Source organism: Microcoleus sp. K4-B3 (assembly GCF_036704615.1).
In the GTDB taxonomy this organism is placed as follows: Bacteria; Cyanobacteriota; Cyanobacteriia; order Cyanobacteriales; family Microcoleaceae; genus Microcoleus.
In genome coordinates this window covers 15,094-34,816 of sequence record NZ_JAUBSF010000061.1, presented here as the reverse complement: position 1 = coordinate 34,816, position 19,723 = coordinate 15,094, and the positions used below count along the sequence as shown (strand labels likewise).

The 19,723-nt window shown below is 47.4% G+C and carries 12 protein-coding genes; 9 read left to right on the top strand and 3 right to left on the bottom strand.

What is annotated here, in order from left to right; genetic code table 11:
* Positions 1-134 precede the first annotated feature (134 nt).
* The 3 genes from QUA78_RS22295 to QUA78_RS22285 all read left to right on the top strand — a co-directional run bounded on the left by QUA78_RS22295 (position 135) and on the right by QUA78_RS22285 (position 1,184).
* Positions 135-560: a KGK domain-containing protein gene (locus QUA78_RS22295; protein WP_333302082.1), complete on the top strand. Its 426-nt coding sequence runs from the start codon at positions 135-137 to the stop codon at positions 558-560.
* 50 nt (positions 561-610) lie between these two features.
* A complete protein-coding gene (locus QUA78_RS22290; protein WP_015179287.1) occupies positions 611-856 on the top strand; it encodes an HNH endonuclease in 246 nt (81 codons plus the stop codon).
* Positions 857-947: 91 nt separating this feature from the next.
* On the top strand, positions 948-1,184 hold the full coding sequence (locus QUA78_RS22285; RefSeq protein ID WP_172186585.1) for a type II toxin-antitoxin system Phd/YefM family antitoxin: 237 nt from the start codon (positions 948-950) through the stop codon (positions 1,182-1,184).
* Between the two features lie 225 nt (positions 1,185-1,409).
* Here the strand turns inward: QUA78_RS22285 and QUA78_RS22280 are convergent, their stop codons facing one another.
* Entirely contained in the window at positions 1,410-5,225 is a 3,816-nt protein-coding gene (locus tag QUA78_RS22280) for a glycoside hydrolase family 2 TIM barrel-domain containing protein (RefSeq protein WP_333302081.1), read from the bottom strand.
* A 241-nt stretch (positions 5,226-5,466) separates the two neighbouring features.
* On the opposite strand from QUA78_RS22280, the gene QUA78_RS22275 reads away from it, so the two are divergent.
* The 5 genes from QUA78_RS22275 to QUA78_RS22260 all read left to right on the top strand — a co-directional run bounded on the left by QUA78_RS22275 (position 5,467) and on the right by QUA78_RS22260 (position 17,388).
* Complete coding sequence (locus tag QUA78_RS22275; protein WP_333302080.1) at positions 5,467-10,974, top strand: PAS domain S-box protein; 5,508 nt, start codon at positions 5,467-5,469, stop codon at positions 10,972-10,974.
* Positions 10,935-11,237, top strand: coding sequence for a DUF6888 family protein (locus QUA78_RS32950; protein WP_445302355.1), 303 nt, complete (start codon positions 10,935-10,937; stop codon positions 11,235-11,237). Before QUA78_RS22275 ends, QUA78_RS32950 begins: the two co-directional genes overlap by 40 nt.
* Positions 11,224-11,751 carry a DUF6887 family protein gene (locus QUA78_RS22270; protein WP_333302079.1) on the top strand — a complete coding sequence of 176 codons (528 nt, stop codon included), beginning with the start codon at positions 11,224-11,226 and terminating at the stop codon, positions 11,749-11,751. Before QUA78_RS32950 ends, QUA78_RS22270 begins: the two co-directional genes overlap by 14 nt.
* 32 nt (positions 11,752-11,783) lie before the next feature.
* Positions 11,784-15,914: an ATP-binding protein gene (locus tag QUA78_RS22265; protein ID WP_333302078.1), complete on the top strand. Its 4,131-nt coding sequence runs from the start codon at positions 11,784-11,786 to the stop codon at positions 15,912-15,914.
* 151 nt (positions 15,915-16,065) lie between these two features.
* Positions 16,066-17,388 carry a response regulator gene (locus tag QUA78_RS22260; RefSeq protein ID WP_333302077.1) on the top strand — a complete coding sequence of 441 codons (1,323 nt, stop codon included), beginning with the start codon at positions 16,066-16,068 and terminating at the stop codon, positions 17,386-17,388.
* A 145-nt stretch (positions 17,389-17,533) separates the two neighbouring features.
* Here the strand turns inward: QUA78_RS22260 and QUA78_RS22255 are convergent, their stop codons facing one another.
* Both QUA78_RS22255 and QUA78_RS22250 read right to left on the bottom strand, forming a co-directional pair.
* Positions 17,534-18,073 (bottom strand): GIY-YIG nuclease family protein, encoded by a 540-nt coding sequence (locus QUA78_RS22255; protein ID WP_333302076.1) that lies wholly within the window; start codon positions 18,071-18,073, stop codon positions 17,534-17,536.
* A 59-nt stretch (positions 18,074-18,132) separates the two neighbouring features.
* Positions 18,133-18,459 (bottom strand): hypothetical protein, encoded by a 327-nt coding sequence (locus tag QUA78_RS22250; protein ID WP_333302075.1) that lies wholly within the window; start codon positions 18,457-18,459, stop codon positions 18,133-18,135.
* 383 nt (positions 18,460-18,842) lie between these two features.
* On the opposite strand from QUA78_RS22250, the gene QUA78_RS22245 reads away from it, so the two are divergent.
* Positions 18,843-19,643, top strand: a complete 801-nt coding sequence (locus QUA78_RS22245) for a hypothetical protein (protein WP_333302074.1) — start codon at positions 18,843-18,845, stop codon at positions 19,641-19,643.
* Positions 19,644-19,723: the final 80 nt, after the last annotated feature.

The following is a 19,723-nucleotide window of genomic DNA, read 5'->3' as shown; positions in this document are numbered from 1 at the left end:
TTGAAGACATTCTTAGTGCGCGGAAGCGGACATCGTTTGTATAGCCGCCAATTCTATTCGCCGGGATTCTTGCAAAAACAGAGATGCTACTCTAAAATAGTTAGGATAAAAGTTGAAAGCACTTAGAGATTAACATGAAAAATAAAGTGGATTTTCACTGCGGTAATGATGATGTTTTATCTTTCGGTAACGCAATGCTGAAAGTGCAAAGACTAAAGGAAACACTAAATGGAGTTTTGCCTGCGTTAGGACAGACACTCACTAATTCGTTAATGGAACAGAAACTAGATATTGTTATAGAGTATAGTGACAACCAAAGACGTTTTTTACATGAGAACTGGTTTGGTAAAGGTATAGATTGTGAAATTCTCAGAGTGGGTGCTCAGGGCTGGAAGAAAGGAAAGATGAAGCTCAAACTCAATGTCACTATAGAGTTTTGCCCAGACGAACCAGATGTTGAAGAAACACCAGAAAACAACGAATCAGAAACTAGCAAACCAGAATCCCCCCTCGATGATTTGCGCCGCCAACTTCTCAATCAAGAAAACTCACCCAGCTAATCCATCAAACATCCGCGTTAATTCGCGTTCATCTGCGGTTAAAAATCATCATGTCTAAAACCCCCAGAATTCCCATTCCACCCGAAGTCAGAAAATATGTATTCACTCGCAATAAATACCAATGCCAAAGTTGCGGCCAAACCAAACTAGAAACCCAACTGACGATCGATCATATCATCCCCCTAGCGCGCGGCGGCAGCAACGACATCAGCAACTTGCAAACCCTCTGCGGCACCTGCAACCAAAAGAAAACCGACAAACTAGACCCCCGCTTCCGCCGTCACTTTGACCTTTGATTTTTAACAGTATAATAAAATCAGCAATTTAAGCTTGAAATTGCTAACCTCTGTTCGATCGCACTTTTAATCCCTAGCTTGGATAACTGCAATGCTGACAAAAACAGTTGACGTGCAAGAAGCACAGACAAATTTAAAAGAGTTATTATCTCTAGCACTTAAAGGCATAGAGGTTGTTCTCACAGAAGGTGGCATTCCCCTTGTCCGTTTAGCACCCATCGCATCCCCAACTAAGCAGCGTACAGCAGGATTGCACGCAGGAGCAATCTGGACAAGTAATGATTTTGATGAACCGTTACCAGACGAATTTTGGACAGGGAATCTATGAAATTACTGCTGGATACTCATACATTATTCCTTCTTCCTTCAATCCGTTACATCTCACATCTTGCACCATTGTCAAGAACAGGCAAGATGCCTGTTCCACAAGAAAATTTATCTCTTGTGGAACAGGCATCTTGCCTGTTCCTAAGCAAGTAATTGAGAATGGTGCAACATGTCCGTTACATCCGTTACATCCGTGGAGCGAATTTGTTGCTAAACTTCCTTCTTCCTACCATCGATAATACCGATAAGGATCGTCCCCATTCTCAAAATCCGTCTTGTAATCCCAGTGATAAAACTCCCGACTCGACGAACCGTTAAACACAGATCCATCCGCCTTAAAACTCGCCCCTAAATTAGCCAAAATCTGAGCATTTGCTCGTGTTTGCCGCCAGCGAGTAAAACGCAAATAAGTCTTAGTATCAGCATTCAAACTGTCCGGTTCAATCTGAGAAAAAATCGCCACGCCCTTGCCAACTTGTACCCGACTTAACAAACCGTCAGCGCCGATTTCTCCCCCAGACTGAATCAACCAAGTATCATAAAAAGAGCGCGATCGCAAATCTGAAGCACTAACCCCCTTCACCTGATCCCAACTCGGAACCGCCAGCGAACCCCCAAAATCCTGCGCTTGCTGCAAACCCACGCCCAAACCCGCCACAGGCACTTGACGCGGCAAGAAAAACGCCTTCCCGCCAGCATTCAAATAACCGCGCAAATCTGCCTCTTTCAGATTCGCTTCTGTCCCCACAATTGCCAAACCAACATCATTAGAAAGCGAATTAGCGCGCTGATAAATTACCCCCAAACTGTCCAGCTTCTGTGCATCCCCATCTCCCCCAATTAAAACCACTTTATCCGGCTTTCCAACCACCGGAGAATTCATGCCGTAACTCACAATTTGTTGCAGTAACTGCGCCGCCCCAGCATCTACCGAATAATGGTCTTCCAAATCCAACTCGTTTAAAATCAACCGCCCTTTTCCGTAATCCAATTCCATCAGCGGCGAATAAGCTAAATCAAACTCAGATTCCAAAATTGGCCGCCAACCGCTGCGGTGCGGTTTCTCTATAGAAGCGCTGCTGATACCGCCGCGATTTCCCCAATGCCAGCCGTACCAAGGCATATTTGCCGGACTCATTCTCGGCGCAGTTTGAATCGTATCTGGATAAGCTTCAACCAGCGTGCTTTCCCCCACCCAATCCCGCAAATCTTCACTGTCTAAACCGCTAATTGCCGGATGGTTGCTGTCAACTGGATAAGCGCGGCGGCCGACGTGACCGGCAACCCGGAAACCCGTATTTTCCAGCCATTCCCTGCGCTGAGGAAACACAATTGCTTTGCCGCCGTTTCGTACAAAACTTTCTAAACTTCCGGGCAATTTTTCCCCGGTTGAAAACGCTTCCCTACCGATAATTAATAGCGATGAAACTTGCGAACCATTCCACGGTACAAGCTGATGACCTAACTGTTTTAACATAGCCGATGTTTTGCCCGCTGGATCGAAGATTGTCAGCCTATCCTTGATGTTGGCTGGATTGGGGAAAACCCGGAAAGCAAATGTATCAGAATGCGATCGATCGCCCACCCGTGCCGTCAAGCGAATTTCGCCGTCTGCCTTGCTAGAAATGGTATTTGGCAATTTTACGTCTATTGGGAAAAACAGCGTTTCTGCCTGCTCAATCAGGCCTTTAGCCTCGCCTTTTTTTACTTCTTTCCCCCCCACCAAAACCCGCCAATTAAACGAAAATTCTTGTGGCGTCCGCGTATCGTTAATTAACACTACTTGCTTTGCCAGTTTTCCGCCCACAAACAAATTGCGATCTTTCGCAGTAAAAACCGGGCTAGCACCAGCAATCCAAGCCAAAGTCGAGCTATTATTCTTCATAATTGCCTCGCCCCCAGGATGGACAGTGTAAGCTTCTGGCTGCAAATAATTCAAAAGATTATTCGAGACTTGCTTCAAATAAACTCCCCGGCGGCCAGGTTGAAATGCCCCAATATCCACCTTTTTTTTGCCAGCCTCGGAAACTTCCCAACCGTGTCCGTCATTCCAAGGAATCATCCCGCCAGACATTCCAAAAGTCCGCCAACTCCGCCAAGTATTTGTACTGAATAACTCCTGCAACTTTTGAAAAGCTGGTGCAAAATCTAACTCTTTGTTAAAATGCCAGCTTTGATATTCCTGACCGTTGACAAATTGCTCGCGAATTTTAGCTTTATAAGCAACCGTTTCCAACTCGTAAGCCTGCTTGCCCAAATAAATTGCCGTAAACTCAGTCATCCAAGGTTCGCTGAGAATCGCCTGACCAAAACCTTTGCGGTTCCGCATCATGGTTGCGTGCAGAGGAGTCCCAAACTCGACGGCCATGTAGGGCATTTCCCCGGTTTTGCTCCACTCAGAAATCCACTCTTCCCGTTCTTGCAAGGGAATCATATTTAAATAAGAATTCAGCGCATAAACATCGCCGAAGTTGGCGCCTTGGTGTACCATCACAGGTCTGGTTGGGTCTGCTGATTTAATCGCAGCTAAAGCGTCATTTCCTAGGGGAGTGTTGACCCGCAAACGCTGGTTGTCCGACGGACTGAGAGTTCCTTCTACTTTTCTTTTGCCGATGCGACGGGGATTTTGGTCGTCAGCGTTGCCAAAAAAATTAGGACTTGTCGCCCACATTAATACTGATGGATGATTGCGGTAGCGGCGCATTTCAGTCACCATTCGGGATTTCCAGCGGTTTTTCCACAGGGGGTTCTTCCACTTGCCGTTCCAAGCGATAGGACTAATGTCTAAAGCGGGAGCCATAATTGGAAAACCTTTGAGGTCTGCTCTTTCCGCAAATAACTCTCGGAAGTGCCATCTACCCCGTTCGTCGTGATTCCAAGGCCACATTTCTGTTATGTTAAAACCTGCTTTTACGTAGCCATCAATTAGGCTGTCAGAAACTTCTACTGTCCCGCCCTGCCAAGAATCGGAGTGCAAGTTTGGTCGCAGCCGAAATTCAGTTCCATTTAAGAAAAATTTGCGCCCTTCTATCCAAAATTCGCGGAAGCCAAAAGGTTGGTCGTATTGCGTGTTAACGCCGCTACCTTTTACTTCTAATTGCAGGGTGTAAAGGTTTGGTTTACCGACCTCCCAAATACGGGGATTTGGCCAATTCCACTGGACTTGTACGGTTTGAATTGCTTTAGCTTGAACCCTGGCGGTTCCGGTGAATTTTTGTTCGACTTTGCCTTGGTCGTCTAGCATTTGTGCGATTAGTTCAACTTCACCGCTTTGGGCAACGTCTTTGAGTTCTATATCTAATTTAACTTGCTTTTTTCTGGTGGAAGTTTGGACGAACACGTCGCTAATTAGCGGGCCTGGAGGAACGGCAAGAAGCCGCAATTCGCCGATGATTCCCCGCGATTGCAACTTGGATTTTTCTGTGTAGATTTCTGTGGGGCCCATGATAACGGCTTTTTCTTTTTCGTCGGATACTGCCACGACTAAAATAGAGAGGGTGTTTTGACCTAGTTTTGCTGCTTTGGTAATTTCAATAGTGCCGTAAGGCCATGCGATTTGACCGCAGTTAATGCCGTTGACAAATATGACTGCATCGGTGCTGACTCTGGCTAAGTCGATAAAGATTCGGCGGTTTGTCCAGTCGCCGGGAATGTCTATATTTCTCTGATACCAAGCTTTTGATAGTTGTTTACTGTTGAAGTCTTCCCAATCTTTGCCGCTGCCGCGAGAGATGATTCCGGGTACGGATTCGTTGTTTTCTTTTTGCCAGTTTCCGGGCACCTGGATGGAACCCCAACTTGGGGAGACGGGGGGTTTTTGGGAGTTGCCAACTGCGGGGACAAATTGCCAAGTTCCGTTGAGATAGATTTGGTCGCGTTTGTTGTCGATCGCGCCGACAGCCGCGATGGTAAGATTGGGGAAGCCGATCGACATCGCTGAGTTGCTGGCCGAGTTAGGATTTTGAAGCGTGTAACCGATGAATCCGAAGACGGTGGCGGCTGTGAAAAATAATCCGATAATTTTTGCCAGCTTGTGATTCACTCGCTTATTACTCCCAGAAATTAGATGATCGAATTTCTCCCTTCATCTAGAATAGCAGTTTATCGAGCACTAATCACGGTGCAAATCTGTCGCGGGGAAGATGACACAGCGCCGACCAATGTGGTTTTCTAGAGAAAAAATAGATGATTAGTTTTAACTTAGTTTTAGCTTAGTTTTAACAAGGTTGTTTCATCGACATAAGCAATAGTGCGATCGCGCCATCGCTACAGGTCAAAAAAAAATGAGCCAGTTTGAGGTCTTGCCCTTACCCATTCAATCTTACAGCATTGCTACATTTAGTGCCGGCACGGCTTTACTGCTGACCGCTCTGTTACTGTTTTCATTCAATGTCGCTCCTGCAATCTTACTTTTGACCGCTGCAATGGTTAGCGCTTGGTATGCTGGCTTAAAGTCCGCAGAAAAAGAATTAGAAATAGAACGTAAAATTATTTCAAAAGTAATTGACACGACGGCTTCCTTGATTGTAGTTCTCGATAGCCAAGGACGGATTGTCCGCTTCAACCAAGCTTGCGAAAAAACCACAGGCTACTCGACAGCAGAAGTTGTCAATAAATATGTTTGGGATTTGTTCTTAATTCCCGAAGAACTTGAGCCAGTAAAAACAGTTTTTACCAAACTAAACGCCCAACATTATTACAGCGAATATCAAAACTATTGGCGCAATAAAAGCGGCGATAAACGCTTAATTTCTTGGTCGAATACTGTGACGACCGATCGTGCGGGCTTGGTAGAATATGTGATAGCAACTGGCATCGATATTACTGACCGCCAAAAAGCAGAAATAGCCCTGGCTTTATCCTACACTAAGCTAGAAAGCCACGTCAAAGAGCGCACAGCAGAACTGACAGTAGCTAAAGAAGCGCTGCAAGCTCAAGAAGAACGATTTCGCTGTTTAAGTTCCTGTTCGCCGGTCGGCATTTTTATCGCAGATTTTGAGGGGCGGTACACCTATGCGAACCCTCGCTGTCAGGCTATTTGCGGCTTGAGTTTGGGAGAACTTTTAGGAGACGGTTGGGAGAATTGCATTCACCCGGAAGACTGCGATCGCGTATTAGCCCGATGGCTGGATTATACTCGGGAAGGTGGGGAATATGCGATCGAGTATCGCCTGCAAACACCAGAGGGGATTGTGCGCTGGATTAACGTTTGTGCCTCGCGGATGTTGTCCGACTCTGGCGAACTCATCGGATACGTGGGGACAGTGAGAGATGTCACCGAAAGACAACAAGCGCAAGCAGCTTTGGCAAGCAGCGAACAGCAACTGAGAACGCTGCTAGAAAATACGCCAGATATCATTATCCGCACGGACAAAGAACTGCGTTATATGTATGTCAACAAAGCAGTTGAAACAAGCCAAGAAAAACCGCTTTCATTCTTCCTGGGAAAAACCAGTCAAGAAATAGGAATGCCGCCAGACCTGTGCCAGGTGTGGGATGAAACTCTGCACAAAGTGTTAGAAACATGTCGAGAAGAAATCATCGAATTTCAGGGATTCTCAACCAACGGCATCAGAACCTATCAATCCCGTGTAGTTCCAGAATTTGGCAAAGACGGCGTACCAGAATCCGCCTTAATTGTCGCCCGCGATATCACAGAACTCAAGCTTGCAGAAACTCAAAGATTGCAGTTAACAATCGAGCAAGCAGCGAGAGAAAAAGCGGAAATAGAACAGCAGCGCTCGGCATTTTTAGCAGAAGTCAGCAAAATGCTGGCTGCTGCGTTTGACGGGGAAACGGTGCTGCAAAAGGTAGCAGAATTAGCAGTAAATTCGATCGCAGACGGGTGCTGCATTCATTTGACCGAAATCGACTCAAAAGTGCGTCGAGTCGCTGCGGCTCACGCAGAAGCCTCTATAGTTGATAGTCTGAATAACTTGAGAATCCGCAGTCCGATCGCGGACAATGCTGTTAACGGCTATCCGTTGGTAATCCGCACCGGAACATCCGAACTAATTGCCGAAATGGATGAGGAAATTTTAGCAGCAGGATGCGAAAATGCAGCAGAAATAGAAATATTGCGATCGCTCAATATCGGATCTCACGCTTGCGTACCGCTGAGGGCCCGCGGGCGGGTAATGGGTTCCATCACTTGCTTTACCTCAAAGTTGGGCCGCCGCTACAGTGCAGAAGACATGGCAATGCTAGAAGATTTAGCATATCGCGTCGCGATCGCCCTCGACAACGCCAGACTTTACGCAGAAGTGCAGCAAGCACTATCTCAAACAGCGCAATCCTTCGCCTTAATTAACTCGCTGTTAGAAGCATCTCCCCTAGCGATTTGCTTTCTCGATCGCGAAATGCGCTTCATCCATATCAATCAAGTATTAGCAGAACTCAACGGTTTGCCGATAGAACAGCATCTCGGCCAAGACTTCCGGCAATTGTTGCCAGAATATGCAGCCAAATTTGCGCCGATAATTCAGCAAGTTTTAGAAACCGGCAAGCCTGTTTTAAACTTAGAAATGAGCGGCGAACCTCCTGGAAAACCCGGAACTTTCGGCTACTGGCTCGCCAACTACTACCCCGTTAAAAATGAAAGGGGAGAAATAATCGGAGCAGGCCTAATTATCACAGATATTACCGCAGCCAAACAAACAGAATTAGCTTTGCGGGAAAGCGAAATGCGCTGCCGCAGCGTGGTAGAATCTAACATGATCGGGATCGGTTTCTGGGATGCCAACGGCGAAATTACTGAAGCTAACGACGCCTTGCTGGAAATGATTGGCTCTACAAGGGAAGACTTAGTTTCAGGACAGATTCGCTGGATCGATATAACGCCGCCGGAATACGGAGAACTCGATCGCGCCGCCATCGCGGAAGTCGCAGCATCAGGAAGTTGCGCGCCTTATGAAAAAGAATTCATCCGCTCTGACGGCACGCGCTTCCCAATTTTAATCGGGGGCGGAAAGTTGCAAGGAGCTACAGACAAAGGAGCATTATTCGTACTAGATATAACCGATCGCAAACAAGCCCAAAACCAACTTCGAGAAAACGAAATACGCCTTCGCCGCCAACTAGCAGAACTCGACTTAGTTTACAACACCACACCAGTCGGGCTGTGCTTTGTCGATACCAATTTGCGCTACATCCGCATCAACGAATGCCTCGCTCAGATCAACGGCCGCTCGATCGCAGAGTACCTCGGGCGCACCGTTAGAGAAGCGAGTCCGGAAATCGCCGATATGCTAGAACCGATTTACCGCCAAGTGCTGGCGACGCAAACCCCCGTGCTCGACTTGGAAATTAAAGCCCAAACCCTGCAACAGCCGGGAGTTTTGCGGGATTGGCAAATCAGCTTTTACCCCGCGATCGATGAATCGGGAACACTGCTGGGAGTCAGCACCGTGGTTGCCGAAATTACCGATCGCAACCAAGCAAAACGGATAATGCAGCAAAGCGAAGACATATTCCGGCTGCTGTTCGAGTCAAATATTTTCGGAGTCGCGATCGGCGATTTTAGCGGCCGCATCGCCTACGCCAACCAATCCCTGCTCAACATGGTCGGCTACACCCGCTCAGACCTGCTCTCCGGTCAAATGCGGTGGGACAGGATGACCCCCCCCGAATACCTGCACCTCGACGCCTTAGCAGCCCAAGAACTGCGGGCTAAGAGAGTCGCAACTCCTTTCAAGAAAGAGTATATCCGCAAAGATGGCAGCCGCGTGCCGATTCTGATGGGCGGGACGACCCTGTGCCCGGACGCTGGCGAACCAGAGACGATCGTCGCATTCTACATCGACTTGACCGAGATATCGCGGGTGGAAGCAGAACTCAAAAAGAATCAAGAACGCCTGCAAATCGCTCAGCAAGCAGGCAAAATCGGAACTTTTGAATGGAACGTCCAAACCGACGATCTCGCGTGTACGCCGGAATTAGAGGCTTTGTACGGGCTGCCGCCCGGCGCTTTAGACAGCTATCAAAGTTGGGCCCAAATGCTGCATCCAGACGATCGCGCTGTTACCGAACAGCAGGTAAAAGCTGCGGGGGCTTCCGGGGAGGAATTAAACATTGAGTTCCGCATTTGCCGCCCGGACAAAAGCGTGGGCTGGATTGCTTGCAGGGCTAAGGTGTTTCCCGACGATCGGGGTTTGCCTTGGCGGACGATCGGGGTGAACGTCGATATCACCGATCGCAAACAAGCAGAAGCAGCGCGATCGCACCTAAATCAAACTTTAGAAGCCTTGATCCAGGCTTGTCCCCTGGCAATTACCGTTTTGGACACCGACGACGGCACTGTGAAAATGTGGAACCCAGCCGCCGAGAGGATTTTTGGCTGGTCCGAATCAGAGGTGGTAGGTCAATTTGTGCCCAGCGTTCCCGCAGACAAGCGGGAGGAATTCACGGCTAATTTGAAAGGAATTCGCGAAGGAAACGCGATCGCCGGCATGGAAACCCAGCGCCAAAGGAAAGACGGCAGCTCGATCGACATCAGTTTGTGGGCAACTCCAGTCCGCGACAGCAACGGGAACATCAACTGTATGTCGATCGTCGCCGACATCAGCGATCGCAAGCAACTGGAGGCCCAACGCGCTCAGTTGCTCGATCGCGAACAGGCCGCGCGAGCCCAAGCAGAAGCCATCAACCGCCTGAAAGACGAGTTTCTAGCCACTCTTTCCCACGAACTTCGCACCCCTATAAATGTGATTATGGGCTGGGCACAGAGGCTGCGCACCCGCCCGTACACGGAAGCTTCTTTAGCTTGCGGTTTGGAAGCGATCGAGCGTCAGTCGAGGATGCAGGTGCAGCTAGTGGAAGATTTGCTCGATGTTTCCCGGATTATTCAAGGTAAGCTGGCTCTGAAACCCGGCTGGTTCTACATGGTAAGGACGATCGAGGCGGCTCAGAATTCAGTTCGTTTGGTGGCCGAAGCCAAGTCTGTCACCGTTTCCTCAGAATTTGACCCCGCAGTCGGCTTGATGTGGGGCGACGCCCAGAGGTTGCAGCAGGTAGTGTGGAATTTGCTGACTAACGCCGTGAAGTTTACGCCTTCGGGGGGAAATGTGGAACTGCGCTTATCTGCGGTAGCTGTTACCGATTCCTCATCACCTAATTACGTGCAAATTACTGTCAGCGATACCGGAAAGGGCATTTCTGCTGAGTTTCTGCCCTACGTATTCGATCGCTTCCGACAAGCAGACGGCTCGATTACTAGGCATCAAAACGGTTTGGGACTGGGATTGGCGATCGTCCGGCACTTGGTGGAACTCCACGGTGGCACTGTGACTGCGGAAAGTCCTGGTAAAAACAAGGGTGCGACATTTACGGTGAAACTGCCGCTCAAACAGCGTCGGAATCACCAGCCACAGTTGAGAGAGGAAAGCAAATTCCCTCAAATCCGTCCGGGTATTTTGGCAGGTTTAAAGGTGTTGGTAGTTGACGACAAACCCGACAACCGTCAGTTTTTGATTGTGGCGATCGAACAGTTGGGTGCGACTGCGACTGCGGCTGCTTCGGCTGCGGAGGCGATCGACATTTTACAGCAGTCGCCGCCGGATATTTTAGTCAGCGATATCGGTATGCCCGTTGAGGACGGCGACTCGCTGATCCGCAAAGTGCGATCGTCCGCATCCGACCAAATCAAGCGCTTGCCGGCCGTGGCGCTGACAGCTTATGCTAGCGAACAAGACCGCGATCGGGCGATCGCCGCCGGTTACAACGAACACTTAACAAAGCCGATCGAACCCGCTGTATTTGCCGCCATTTTAGCCAAGTTAACAAATTTGCAGTAGGGCGATCGGGCCCTGCTGCAAACTCTGACTCTTGTCAACTAAACACCCAAAAGTGCGAGAGTGAAGGAGGAAAAATTATTCCTACAGCAGCGCAGTTACTCAAATGCTTTGTAGTTTGCTATGAATTAACAAATATGTATCAGCCTATCTACATAGTGCGACTCGATGAACGCACAAATTACCTGTATATTTTGGCTGGTGAAACTATTGAAATAGAGATTTATCCTAACGGGCAATGGAGATACTGTGATGAACAAGCCTAATTTTCAAGCTATGAGCCGAAAGGAATTGCGAGCTTACGTACTTGCTCACCGAGAAGATAATGAGGCTTTCTATGCTTTGGCGGACCGGCTGCATGAATCAGTAGCCGCAACAGAGGCCGCAGTTGTTAAATGGTTGCACTTCCAGCATCCCAATCAAACTATTAATAAAATTCCCGAAAGCTCCTCTAGCTTGATTTTGACAGATGCAGAGGGAAATCAAACAGAAATCAAAATTCAAATTATGGGCAGTTATCTGCCGAATAATAAGCCATTAATAGAGCTGTTAATCAACGATATGATTTCCCATACACAGAAACAACATATAAAAACTCTGGCTGTTTTTGTCAGTAGAAATGAATCAACTGCCAAACAGCTAGAAACAGAACTGACCGAGGCAAATTTTGACAGCCGCGCCCAATCTTCGCTGGTAGTTGGCTATATTGAACCCGGAGGAAAATTTCAGAGCCTACCAGCCGCGCCAATGGCCGGGGTAAAGGCAGACCAAAGTAGTTAAAATTCGATCGCCAGCACAATTGTTTCACACCCATGCCCATTTATCCCTTCAACCGCCCAGCCGCCAAACTTTTCAGCAAGCTGCCCCTGCGAACGGTTCTGATTGTTCCGTTTGTTTTGCAAACGGTAAGTGTAGTCGGGCTAGTGAGCTTTCTTTCTTTCAAAAGCGGTCAGGAATCAGTCGAGAATGTAGCGCATCAGCTAATCGAACAAGTAGGAGAACGGATTAGCGATCGCCTCACCGATCCTGATGGGCTTTCGGCAATTAATAGCTTTCTGGCTCGGCTGCACTTCTCTGCATCGGGACAGACTTTTATTATGGATCGATCGGGGAATCTGATTGCCACATCCACACGAGAAACACCCTTGGTGACGCTAGCAAAAAACCAACCGACGCCATTGCTAGCCATCAACAGCAAGGATGCCCGAACGCGAGATATTGCTCGACAACTCGTCAACCGATTTGGCAACTTCCGCACGCTGCAAACAACCCAGAAATTTACCCTGGCGAACAACCGCTCGCGGCAATTTGTCCGCGTCACTCCCTATCGAGATGTCCGTGGCTTGGATTGGTTGATTGTGGTGGTAGTGCCAGAGTCTGATTTCATCGCTCGCCTTCAAGCAAATACACGCAACACATTGTGGTTGTGCGCCGGTACGCTACCGCTGGCGATCGCGATCGCATTGTTGACTTCCCGTTGGGTGACAAAGCCAATTATGCGCTTGAATACCGCTGCCAAAAATGTTGCAAAAGGAAAATGGGATCGACCTTTAGAAATTAGACGCTTGGATGAAGTCGGAGAACTCGCCAATTCCTTCAATCTTATGGCAGCGCAACTGCAACAGGCTTTTGCAGACCAAAAATCTTTAAATGAAGCTTTAGCGCAGAGCGAGAGCCAACTGAAGCAATTTATCGAAGCCATACCTGCGGGAGTATCTATCCACGATGCCTCGGGTCAAGTCGTGTACTTCAACGAAACTGCCAAGCATTGGCTCGGCGTAGAAACTATCCCCGATGCGACTTTAGAAGAAGCAGTAGAAGTTTATCAAATGTACCGCAAAAACCAGCCCTATCCAACTGAAGAACTGCCCGCATTCCGAGCGCTGCGCGGCGAAACGGTGTTCCTTGACGATTTAGAACTTCATCGAGATGGGGAATTTATTCCTTTTGAGGTGCGCGCCACACCAATTTTCGACGAAGGCGGAAACATTATTTATGCCCTGAATATTTTTTATAACATCGCACAGCGCAAACAATCTGAAAAAATCTTAACTGACTACAATCGCACTTTAGAAGCCGAAGTTGCGGAACGTACCTGCGCCTTAGCTCGTGCTAACGAACTATTACAACATGAAATTGCCGATCGCAAATTGATCGAGCAAAAACTTTACACTTCTACCGAGCAAGTTCTACAAATATTTGAGTCAATAGCAGATATTATATTAATTTTTGACTTGCCGGAAAAAACTATCAAAATTATACCCACCAAGGGCATTTTTCACTACAACTATCAGACGAGTCAGATCGACTCGATCGTCGAACAATTTTTTCATGAGGAAAGCGAGGAAATTTATTTCGCTCAAGTTCGACAGGCATTGGAAATCAAACAAACTATTAGTTTTGATTACAGTCAGCAGATTAATAACCAAGAAGTTTGGTTTGCTGCTAAAATTTCGCCGCTGTCCGATAGCTCCGCGGTTTGGGTAGCGCGCGACATTAGCGATCGCCAGTTAGCCGAATCCCGACTGCTGGAAGCCCAAAAAATTGCCCGTATTGGCAGTTGGGAACACGATATCGCCACAAAAACAACCACTTGGAGTGAGGAAGTCTATCGCATTTACGAGCTCGATCCGACTCAAAAACCGCTGCCAACCGAACAATTAATCGAGCGTTTTCATCCAGAAGATCGATCGCGCTATCTCACAAGAGTTCGCGATCGAGCTATGAAAGGACAAAGCTTTGAAATCGATCTGCGGCTGATCCGAAGAGATGGCTCGCTCAGTTACATTGAAGTCAGAGGGAAACCGCTTTATGATGAAAAAGGGCAGTTGATCCGTTTGTTTGGCACTGTCTTGGATATTAGCGATCGCAAACAAGCCGAGTCAGCTTTGCGAGAAAGCGCGCAGAGGGAACAAGCCATCGCCCGATCGATCGATCGCATCCGTCAGTCCTTAGATATTGACACAATATTCAAAACTACAACCTCTGAACTGCAACAAACCCTAAAATGCGATCGTGTCGGTATCTATCGTTTTAATCCTGATTGGAGTGGGGAATTTGTTGCCGAGTCAATGGCTCCGGGCTGGATGTCTCTGATGCAAAAAACCGACGATTTTAATTTTCCAAACACTCTCCTCGAAGACTCTCGCTGTACCGTGAAAACTATGCAAGCCTCCGGTGAACCAGTGCGAGATACCTATCTACAAAGAAATCAAGGCGGTATGTATGCTATAGGCGTTCCTTACCACATAATTGAAGACATATACAGCGCTGGGTTGAGTCCTTGTTACCTGCAACTGTTAGAGCAATTTCAAGCTAGAGCCTACGTTATTTTTCCTATATTTTGCGGCAGTCAACTTTGGGGTTTGCTCGCCAGCTATCAAAATTCTGTACCCCGCACTTGGCGCGAAGCAGAAATCAATATTGGGCTGCAAATTAGCACTCAACTAGGAGTCGCCTTACAACAAGCTCAATTGCTCGAAGCCACTCAGCAGCAATCACTACAGCTCCAACAAGCCGCCTGGGCAGCAGAAGCCGCCAACGTCGCGAAAAGCACTTTCCTGGCAAATATGAGCCACGAACTCCGCACCCCGCTAAATGCAATTCTGGGATTCTCCCAATTGATGCAGCGTTCTACCAACCTCAGTCGCGAACAGCAGGAAAATATCCGCATTATCAACCGCAGCGGAGAACACTTGCTAGCTCTGATCAATCAAATATTAGATTTAGCCAAAATAGAGGCGGGACGCATTACCCTCAACCCAACAGACTTTAAATTAAGCAGCCTGCTGAACGAGGTGGAAGAGATGTTCCAACTCCAGGCACGAGACAAACAATTACAGTTAATATTTGAGTGTTCTAGGGATATTCCCGAATACGTGCAAACCGATCAACTTAAGTTGCGCCAAGTTTTAATTAATCTGCTTTCTAACGCCATTAAGTTTACGAAAGAAGGAGGGATTGCGGTAAGAGTAAGTTCGGTTATGGAGGGTGAAAATCAGCAATTACCAATCAGTAATTACCAATTACATTTTGAAATAGAAGACACTGGTTCCGGCATGGCTCCTGATGAGTTAGAGAAGCTCTTTCAAGCCTTCGTGCAAACTAAAACAGGAGCAACATCTCAGCAAGGAACAGGCTTGGGGCTGGCCATCAGCCAACAGTTTGTCAAGCTGATGGGCGGCATCATTACTGTACGCAGTGAAGTAGGACGCGGCACCACCTTCGCGTTTGATATCCTCGTCAGCGCCGTTGATGTGGCGGTCATTCAACCCGTACAGCCGCCGCGTCGGGTGATAGCCCTGGAACGGAATCAGCCGCGCTATCGTATTTTGATTGTGGACGATCGATCCGACAATCGCCAACTGCTGATCGAACTCCTCGCTGCCTTTAACTTTGAACTCCAAGAAGCCAGCAACGGCATAGAAGCTATTGAAATGTGGTCGAGTTTTGATCCGCACTTAATTTTTATGGATATGTGGATGCCCGGGATGGATGGACAGGAAGCGACGAAACGTATTAAAGCCACGGTTAAAGGTCAAGCTACCGCAATAATTGCGGTGAGTGCCGGTAACGCCGAGGAAGCGCGAACCGTTACTGTATCAGATGATTGCGATGACTTTATCCACAAACCCTTTCGAGATACAGAAATCTTTGCCACCCTGCACAAACATCTCGGAGTACGTTACATTTACGATGAACCGGAGAGTGTTCCCGAGTCAACTCAAATCGAAGCTCCCACTCCAGAGACTGTTGCAGCTTTACCCGCAGATTGGCTGGCAGCTTTAGAGAAAGCCACAATTGAGTGCGATTTAGAGTTAATTCTGATCCAAATTGAACAAATTGGCGATCGAAATGACTCTTTAGCTAGCGCTCTAGCCGCATTGGCTAACGAGTTTCTGTTCAATGAAATACTAGCTCTCATCCATCCCGAAACAAAATAAGAATGATATTACAGCAGATAGCAGGTTTATGAAGTACACCCCAAATAGATCGTATGGATCTATCCCCCCGTAGGGACACAGCATTGCCGTGTCCCTACTTCATAAACCTGCGATATTACAAACCTATAAATTTTATTTTACCGAACTAGATATGAATTACGAACCAACTCCCGTCTTTAAAGGAAATATTTTAATTGTTGATGATATTCCGGCTAATTTGCAACTTTTAGCTCAAATACTCTCGCAGCAAGGGTACAAAACACGCACCGCACCCGACGGCAAACTAGCTCTGCGGTCGATCGAATTAACTGCTCCTGACTTGATTTTGCTGGACATCATGATGCCCGGTATGGACGGCTACAAAGTCTGCCAAGCCTTGAAAGCTTCTGCCACAACCAAGGACATTCCCGTTATTTTTATCAGTGCTTTGAATGAAGTGTTAGATAAAGTCAAAGCCTTTGAAGTTGGTGGTAGAGATTATATCACAAAACCGTTTCACGAACAAGAAGTTCTGGCCCGCGTCTCAAATCAACTCGTGCAGCGCCAATTGTTCCAGCAAACACAATCCTACGCCCAGCAACTCGAACAAACCGTAACTGAACTCAAGAAGACTCAAGCTCAGTTAATACAGAAGGAAAAAATGGCTTCTTTAGGTCAGCTAGCGGCAGGAATTGCTCACGAAATCAACAATCCCGTCAGCTTTATCTACGGCAATCTTGCTCTAGCGGCGGACTATGCGCGAGATTTGCTTCGCCTCGTCGAATTGTACCGACATTACTACCCGCACCCCGTTCCAGAAATTATCGGCGAATTGGACGAGATTCAACCCGAATTCATCGCAGAGGATTATCCAAAACTGCTGAATTCGATGAAAGATGGTGCTTCTCGGATTAGTCAGATTGTGATGTCTTTGCGCAACTTTTCCCGGCTTGGCGAACAAAAGTACAAGCCAGTGGATATTCATGAAGGCATTGACAATACTTTAGTTATTTTGGAACACCGGCTGAAGGGAACAAACAAGGCCGGTGAGATTGAGGTCATCAAACACTACAGTCAACTGCCAAAAGTAACCTGTTACGCCAGTGAATTAAATCAGGTGTTCATGAACCTGCTAAGTAATGCTATTGATGCCCTGGAAACTCAACCGTCTCCCCGAAAAATTACTATCAGCACTTCAGTAAGTTGTGAGTCAGAATCGGCCCTGCACAATCAAGATTCAAAATTAGCCACTCACAACTATAAATCGGTTGTTATTCACATTGCCGATAACGGTTGTGGGATGAGTGAGGAAGTGCGCCACCAGATATTTGACCCATTTTTTACTACGAAGCCTGTAGGCAGCGGTATTGGATTAGGGTTGGCAATCAGTCACGATATTGTAGTGGAAAAACATCGAGGGCAAATCAGTTGTATTTCTGCTCCGGGCCGAGGAGCCAAGTTAATTGTGCAGATTCCGATCTGTGTTAAATCTTAACTGTTAAAATGTTAACAGACGGAGATGATATATCAGATAGATTGTAGCCGAGAATCTGTAGGGAAACGGGAATGCCGTTTCCGGCGCGGGAATTAGGGAAACGGCATTGCCGTTTCCCTACGGTTCGCAGTAAGGAGTATTGTATTTACTTTAAATCGAGCAATCCGCTAGTTTTTAGCTTGGGATTAAACCGAATTTCTTCAGTTACACCGCGAGCTTTCAGCAGCGAGAAAATTTCATTTTCTACGCGCCGCGCGACATTTTTCAACAATTTATCTTTGGCAATTTCATCGGCGAAGATACCTTCATAATTTGCCGTTTCTTGGGCAGTCATCACAGTTTTGGTGTCGATGGGATCGTTCCACTTGGCAGCATCGACACCATTTCCTTGGGGCTGCGAACCGTTTTCCGCAATCCAACTTGAGCGGATGCTTTCTAGAATAGTGCGGCTGGGTTTGTCGATAGTTTGGACTTTCAGCCAGTAGCAATATTGGGTTTGCCGTACCAAATGCTGTTTGAGGCTGAGGTAAATATCGCGAGAATAACCGACAAATTGCAGGACTTTCTCGCTGTCAAAAATTGCGTAAACGCCAATTTTTCCCTGGAGAAAATCGGGCAATTTGCCCTCGGAGTCAATGTAGGGAATGAATTCTAAGCTGGCGAGAGAGTGAATGTCTTCTGTCATCCGATTTTAGATTTTAGATTTTAGATTTTAGATTAAACCACAGATGAACCAGCCTTGACCTAACTCTTGAAAACGCGATAAACGGCACAGAGGCGGCTGGGTTTAAATATTTTGGCTTGGAACATGAAATTAGGCGGGACGTTGACGATCGCAAAATCGCTCGATTCGTGATACTTTTCAAATTCAGCAGGCATTCCCTTCGGCGTCTCGCTGCTGTAAGGGACGGGCTGAAAAAGTAACTCGGCAAACTCAATGCGCGAGCATTGCAATTGTACCGCTACTTGTTGGAGAAAGCTTTCACCGGTTAATGAACCGAACAGTGCAGTTTTAGCATCAGGTTCGAGGACAAAACTGCTATCGTAGCTTTCAATAATCTTAAGACCCATTTTCTGTATACTCCTGACAGACGGCGGTTAACGGTTATCAGTTATCAGTTAACTGTTGATTGAGCGATCGACTTAATCCTGAATTTTACCTGAGACTGACCGTTTTGAACGCACAAGGTGTTCGGCATGAGGTCAATCGATTTTAGATTTTAGATTTTAGATTTTAGATTGAAGCATTGACCCCACGGATAAATTCGGGGGGCAAGTTTCATCGGATACACGTTTTTTATTTCTCCACGGATGAATCTGGGGGCTTGTATCCTGGATGCTTTCGGTCAATAAAAATACCACAATCCCGAAAATTTGACACATAGCCCTGATTTATTTGCCGATCGCTTTTATCATGTCCCTATCGCCATCTATCAGACTACGACTAAAAGGCTATGCAGAAGATTGAAAAAGCATCATTCCCAGCTTTGAGAAGTGCCCCCAACCAGCCGGACTGGCTAGAATTGGCAGAATACGCCTCTGTTGCCGGTTCAGCGATTGGCGCGATTGCTGCTGGATTGTCGGGCCAAATTCTCTACGCTGTTGCCCCCTTAACCGCAGCACTCTCGCTGAATCTCGCCAATCGCCAGCGTTTCGAGCAACAAATGCAACACAAGGCAAATTCTGCGATCGCGGACGTACAGGCCGCTGTAGAACGTCGCTCGCAGCAAGTTCAGATACTACCTGGACAACCTGCGGAACTCTACACCGCTGTCTCCGACTTGCAGCATAAAATCCTGGGCTTGGAATCCGGCGCCATCGCCGAGGTACAAGCTGCCGTAGCCTCCCTCGAACGCCAAGCGCAGGCGCTTCCGGCAGATTCTCAGGAGTTCAACACCATCCTGTTGGATTTGCAGCAAAAACTCCGCATTTTGGAAAATAGCGCCCTCAGAGAGCAGGATTGGGAAAATGTCAACGTCCGATTTTTATTGGTGAACGAAAAGTTAACTGAAGTTAAAACTCTTACAGCTCAGTTGCAGGAGCGATCGAACGAAGTAGACTTGGATACAATCCAAGGTTCTCTGAAGCAATTGCAGGATTTGCTCGATCGACCCACAATAGACACAGAAATGCTGCAAACCGAGATGCAGCATTTGCAGCAGCAAGTTTCCGAATTACAGCGGCAAAATCAAGAAATTGTCAAGCCTTATTTGCAGCGTCTGACTCGCGCCGTGAAGAAACTATCAGCAAATTAGTCGTTAGTTATGAGTTTTTCGTAGGGTGCTGCGCGCGCACTTTCCCGGATTCTTTCGTAGGGTGCGCCGGGCAGCGCACC